Source organism: Methanobrevibacter sp. (genome assembly GCF_045636185.1).
GTDB lineage: Archaea > Methanobacteriota > Methanobacteria > Methanobacteriales > Methanobacteriaceae > Methanocatella.
The window spans coordinates 1-6161 of sequence record NZ_JAZTXC010000074.1 but is presented as its reverse complement, the minus strand read 5'-3'; the positions used below and the strand labels follow the sequence as shown (position 1 = coordinate 6161).

At 33.4% G+C, this 6161-nt stretch carries 5 protein-coding genes; all 5 read right to left on the bottom strand.

Annotation, left to right across the window (positions count from 1 at the left end; all coding sequences use genetic code 11):
• Positions 1-119: 119 nt before the first annotated feature.
• Genes hdrA through comA form a run of 5 tightly spaced genes read right to left on the bottom strand, consistent with a single transcriptional unit; the run spans position 120 to position 6015 of the window.
• On the bottom strand, positions 120-2432 hold the full coding sequence (hdrA, locus tag ACKI3Q_RS04575; RefSeq protein WP_407414717.1) for a ferredoxin:CoB-CoM heterodisulfide reductase subunit HdrA: 2313 nt from the start codon (positions 2430-2432) through the stop codon (positions 120-122).
• Positions 2429-3370 (bottom strand): ferredoxin:CoB-CoM heterodisulfide reductase subunit HdrB, encoded by a 942-nt coding sequence (hdrB, locus tag ACKI3Q_RS04570; RefSeq protein ID WP_407414715.1) that lies wholly within the window; start codon positions 3368-3370, stop codon positions 2429-2431. Before hdrB ends, hdrA begins: the two co-directional genes overlap by 4 nt.
• The gene (gene hdrC / locus ACKI3Q_RS04565) at positions 3367-3969 is read right to left on the bottom strand and encodes a ferredoxin:CoB-CoM heterodisulfide reductase subunit HdrC (RefSeq protein WP_407414713.1); all 603 of its coding nucleotides are present in this window, start codon (positions 3967-3969) and stop codon (positions 3367-3369) included. Before hdrC ends, hdrB begins: the two co-directional genes overlap by 4 nt.
• 9 nt (positions 3970-3978) lie before the next feature.
• Positions 3979-5229, bottom strand: a complete 1251-nt coding sequence (locus ACKI3Q_RS04560) for a methanogenesis marker 16 metalloprotein (RefSeq protein ID WP_407414711.1) — start codon at positions 5227-5229, stop codon at positions 3979-3981.
• Between the two features lie 12 nt (positions 5230-5241).
• A complete protein-coding gene (gene comA, locus ACKI3Q_RS04555) occupies positions 5242-6015 on the bottom strand; it encodes a phosphosulfolactate synthase (protein ID WP_407414709.1) in 774 nt (257 codons plus the stop codon).
• Between the last annotated feature and the right edge of the window lie 146 nt (positions 6016-6161).

Genomic DNA, 6161 nt, shown 5'->3' with positions numbered 1-6161 from the left:
TTAGAATCAAAGAAAAATTAGAGAGTATTTTCATCGAAGTGAAATTTCAACTGTAAAAAATAAAATTTGAAAGAAGCCTATAAAATTTTACAGACTCAAAAAAATAAAAAAATTAGAATTTATAAAGATTCATCCTCATTTAAAATTTTAATTTTTTTATCAAAGTCCGTTAGCTTACGGGCAAGTCCTGTGAAGTATGGAATATAAACTTTTGAAAACATAATCTGTTCGGGATTTTCATTTAATTCTCCTAATGTTTCTTTAATCCTCTCAACTTTACGTTCCACTTCATCATACATTAAATCACCAGGGAATTCACCGATAAATACTCCATCGGCCCCATTTTCCAATGCGTATTTAATATGATTTGGCCTTACACGATTGACTGAAATTACTTTAATGATATGTATTGACTCTGGGTATGACAGACGGTTAACTCCAATATTGTCCGCTGCAGTATAACCAATATTATCTAAAAAGACCAGTATCATACGTTCACCATCTTTTTTATTGTTGAGGACTCCTTTAATTGTAGCAAGGATTTTCTCATCAATATTACCATTAACATGAATAGCTTTCTGCATACATCCAACCAAACATTTTCCACAACCTGTACATGCCATAGGGTCAATATAGACTTCATCATTTTGGATACTCATGGATTTATATTTACATCTGCTGATGCAATCACCACAGAGTATACATTTTTCCTTATCAATCTCTGCAATGAACGGTTCAATTTCCACGCCACCATAATTATATTCGGCCACTTTGGATGCAGATGCTATTGCCTGCATAATTGATTCTGTAATATCTTTCGGATCATGCGCCGTTCCACAAACAAATATTCCCTGAACATCAGTTGCAACAGGTTTGATTTTAGGATGTGATTCTTTAATAAATCCGTCTTCTGTTGTGCCTATATTTAAAATTTCAGCAATCTCTCGAGTACCATCTGAAGGCTCCATTGCAGTTGAAAGTACTACCATATCCGCTTCAATTTCAATAAATTCACCTTTGAGAGTATCTTCTGTTCTGACAATAAAGCTATCGCCTTTTTTAACGACTTCACCAGGCCTTCCCCTAATGAATCTAACTTCATTTTCCTGAGTGTGCTTATAATATTTTTCAAACATTCCAGGTGTTCTGACATCAGTATAACATATTACAACATCAGTGTCCGGATTTTTATGCTTTATGATATTTGCATTTTTTAAAGCTACTGTACAACATATTTTAGAACAGTATTTATGTCCATCGGGCTTTTCATCTCTTGAACCAACACACTGTATCATTACAACTCTTTTTGGAACTTCACCATTTGATTTTAATAGCTTTCCTTTTGTTGGACCATTAACACCAGTGATACGTCCCAATTCAGACTGTGTTATTACATCATCATAACGGTCATAGCCATATTCCGGTCTTTTATCCATGTCAAAGAGTTTATGTCCGGTAGCAACAATAATTGAACCAACCTGAAGAGGAATTCTCTCAGGTCTGCCTCTAAGTTTAATTGCTCTCATATTACATACTTTAACACAGCTACTGCATTTTGTACAGTTATCCATATCAATCACATGGCTTTCAGGATAGGATTGTCCAAAGGGTCTGTAAATTGCTTTTCTTGTTGATAAACCATCATTCCAATCATCAGGAACCTCCACTTCACAAACCTGCGAACATTTACCGCATGCAATACATCTTTCTGTATCAACATATCTAGGAGATTTTTCAACAATCAAATTATATGTTCCCGCCCTTCTTTCAGCTTCAATTACTTTTGAATTGGTCAATACCTCAATATTTTCATTCCAGACAAGTTCATTCAATATTGGATTTAAAAGACACATTCCACATTCTTCAGCAATTTTGACAGGAGAAAAAACCTTACCAATTTTTGCCATATGCCCCCCAATAGAAGGGGACTGCTCTATTAAAGTAACTTTTATTCCCTGTTTGGCAAGAGACAATGCAGCATTCATACCTGCAATTCCACCACCAATAACAGCCACTTCATCTGGAGTTTGACAATAAATCGGATCAACGGCATCGGACTGCTTAACTTTTTCAATAGAAGCGTTGATTAAAGTAATCGCTTTATGTGTTGCCTTGGCCTTATCTGAGTGAACCCAGGAACATTGTTCACGAATATTTGCCATATCCATTAAATAAGGATTTAAAGGTTTTACATAATCCTGAAATGTTTTTTCGTGGCTTATTGGTGAGCAAGCAGCAACAACTACCCTATCCAAGTCATGGTCGAATATTGCATCACGAATAATCTTACGACCATTTAGTGAACATAAATTTTCAAACTGCCCTACAAATTCAACATCCAAGGAGGCTCTAACTTCATCTAAATCAATAATATCTGAAATATTTCCCCCACATTCACATAAAAACACGCCAACTTTTAAATCATCCCTCATTGTTCAACCTCCTTCAACTCCTTAATTACTGAGTCAATTGGTGTTGTATGTGCTTTAACACCAATTACTTTATCGAAATCGCCACCCATTGCGATTGCAATGAATTGTGCTATATTTAAATGTATTGCCTTAAATTCTCTTCCTTCTCTTTTTGATATTAACGGCTGATATCTATCAAATTGAATATGACAATTAGGGCATAAGTGAACTACAATCTCAACCCCTTCATCACCTAAAGCATTCATTTTATCTGCAGTGGCCGTGAATGATAAATCAGGATTGGAATACCTTTGTCTGAAACCGGTTCCACATGTAGCTCGTTTATGGTCATACCATCCTATAGTTTTACATCCACATGCCTCTATTAACTCATCAATGATATTTGGGTCACGTACTCCCCCAATTGTATCTTCATAGTGTACTTTACAGTAATGGCATCCATGGTGAGAAGCTATTTTATACCCACTTAAGTCATATTTGATATGCTTTGGAATTTCTGAAATCTTTCCGTATAAAATATCAACTACATGAAAAATGTTTTGAGAAGGAAGTAAATCATCTTTTTCATATTTCAAATGGCCCAAACCATTTTTTTCAAATAACTGATTGATATGATTTCTTAAATCATCCTTTTTATTTAACAGCTTAACTGATTTTTTATTGATTGCATAACATGTTGCACACATCATTACAAGATTTGGCCTTCCAATGTCTTTTGCTATTTTAAAATTACGGGCTCCAATAGCTGACGTGTCAACCTGGTCAAATACATCCGAATAATGGCCCAAACCAGTACAACAAGTTTGTTTTTCAGATATTGCATAATCAATGCCCAACTTATCAAATACAAATTTTGTTGATGCTTCAACACCAGGATATTCTACACTTACAAGACAACTTCTAAAAAGTAAAATGTCTTTATCTGGAATAGATTTCATTTTTCCGCCTCCTGTGAAGCTCTTATTTTTTCGATTTTATCTTTAAAACCAGTTATTTTTAAAATTTTACTTACTTCATCAATAACTTCTTTTGGAGGCATTAAAGGAGGATCCAATTCTAATTCATCCCTAATTTCGGCCAAATTACTTCTAAATTCCCACCATCCAGGAACATCCCTTTTGATATCTTCAAAAAATATTTCGGGAATTGCTCCAATAGCTGCCGTGAAATATGAATCTGCAAATCCCATATATTCATATAATTTATCATATCCTATTTCGTTTGATATTGCAATCTGCTTTAATATCTGATTTACTTCACATACACTATTTCCAACGGGACATACGCTATGGCAGGTATAGCAATAAAAACAGTTCCAAATCAAATCATCTTCTAAAATTGATGTATCTCCTTCTAAAACTCTTTCTATAATATCCCTGGGATTATAATCTGAATGGCGTGCAGCCGGACAAGTTGATGTACACATCCCACACTGTACACATTTTAATACACCTTCATCTTTAGAGTTTTTAACATCTGTAATGATTTTTTCTGCAAAATCTATTGGTGAATCATCAATAGTCTGTTTTGATGTCATTAGATAACCTCACAATTTAAATTCGCCAGATTTAATCATTTTCTTTAATTTAAGTGACAATTTATTTGCTCTTAATCTATCTGATTGCCTACAAATAATCGGAATATTAACCTGTTCAGATTCTATTTCTAAGTCTACGCTTCCCACATTCATGTCAAATGCATTATGCTTACAGAAATTAGCACACATTCCACATCCAAAGCAGCGACTTAAATCCAAGTTTTTAGATGAAAATGCATTTGTAGGGCATACTTTTTCCACCTCACAGGAATCGCATGTCAGACATTTACTTCTATCATATTGAGGCCTTAAATCATAATCTTTCCACAATTCATAATAATTTGTTTCAGTTAATGGTAAATGACGTCCTTTAATATCAGCAACAGGTAAATTGACATCATTGTCTGTAATAAGCAAATTATTATAAATCTCTTCAGTCAATACAGGAATTGGAATAGCTACTGTGTTAAATATCTCTCCACCTTCACCGGTTTTAAATCCTCCAAAGTAATAAGGATTCATTTGGGTTAAATCTCCTGAAAGCATTAGATTTGGTTTTTTAGCATTTGATCTTGTACCATCACCCAATATAAAAGCTTCTGCATCATTTAACAATACCTTTTTACCAGTATTAATTACATTATGAGGCAAATCATTTTCCAAAGGATTTAAATCTCCACATCCGGAAAATGTTAAACCGGAAAGATTTCCTTCAAGAGGAGTTGCTGCAAAAATGGATGATACCGCTTCTGTACCTGGATTTGTAAAAGCAGTATAGTTTTTAAATGCCATACGTGAGCCTATAATTTGAGCCCTATTAATATCCTCACGCGTAATTGTATTTTCTATTGTTTTTCCATCAACACTTTCAACTCTTACATCAATGGATTTTCCTTCCATTATATCTTTTAAAAGGAAACCTCCGCCATAATTTTTATCATTTATAGAATGGGCAGTTCCATGCAGTATAACATCAACTTCCCCTAACCATTCATTGGGACAAGGACCTGCATAAGCTGGAACTCCATTTAAATAAACATTTTCTGCCCTTATAAATTCACCCGGTTCAGAAACAATGAAATTAAGGATAGCTGCAGTTCCACTCATAACACCACAGGTTCCGGTTGTAACCACATCAACTTCTTCAAAACTTGGAGCATTATCTTCCTTAACCAGTTTCTTAAACTCTTCAACAGTATAAATATTAGCTTCACCATTATCAATTTTTTCATTGATTTGGCTTATATCCCTATTTTTCAATTTTACTACCTTCTAATTAATTTTTCCTACTGTATCCCCTCTTAATCCTTGTCTTAAGGTTTCAAGAGATGTGATATCATCACTGGAAACATTTCCTAAATTAACTGTGTTTCCAAGTTTTAAAATGAAAAAGACCTGTTGGTCTTTATTTGGAGCTTCCCACAATATCTTATCTCCATCAAAATTATCTAAAATATAATCTATTTCATCTTCTTTGGCTTTACCTGATGCATCAAATATACCGATGTTTTTTCCACCTTCTCTTGCCTCAACAATAATTAAAGATGAACCTGCATCAAGTTCTTTTTGCATATATCCAATTCTTTCTTCAAGTGAAAGCTCTTTATCCAGATTAGGATCTTTTTTACCCACTTCAGAAAGCACAATAAAACCATTTTCTTTAGCTTTTCTAATTGACTCCAATTTGTCTTCATGCGCTAAATTAATAGATCCGTCTGATATTTCAATAGCCGGAAAACCTAATTCATGAGCTCTATTGAAAAATTCATCTAATTTATCATTCATATAAGCCAGTTCAAATAATGTTCCTCCAGTATAGGGGATAATATCATGATTTTTATACATTTCAACTTTTGCTTTGATAATTTCCTCATCATGAATTATTGATGTACCCCATCCGAATTTTAAATAATCAACGTATTCTCCTGAAATATCCATTAAACTTTCAGCAGTTTCAAGGCCTAGACCTTTATCCAAAACCATAGTAATACCTTTACTTCTAGGTTTTTCTTCTCGTTTATTTAGTAAAAAATCAAATGCTTTCAAAATATCACAATCGTTAACTTTTATAATTTATTATAATATACTATAATTAAAGTTTTTCATTAACATATATATAATTAATCGATATAGTTGGAATTGTATTGTTAAATCTGTATTAAATTATAATGCTTTTCTTTTTTTAATGTCAC

Bases quoted from the DNA above. Each gene is read 5' to 3' on its own strand.
- hdrC (WP_407414713.1), bottom strand. From the start codon at position 3,969: ATGACATCAAAACAGACTATTGATGATTCACCAATAGATTTTGCAGAA.
- hdrB (WP_407414715.1), bottom strand. From the start codon at position 3,370: ATGAAATCTATTCCAGATAAAGACATTTTACTTTTTAGAAGTTGTCTT.
- hdrA (WP_407414717.1), bottom strand. From the start codon at position 2,432: ATGAGGGATGATTTAAAAGTTGGCGTGTTTTTATGTGAATGTGGGGGA.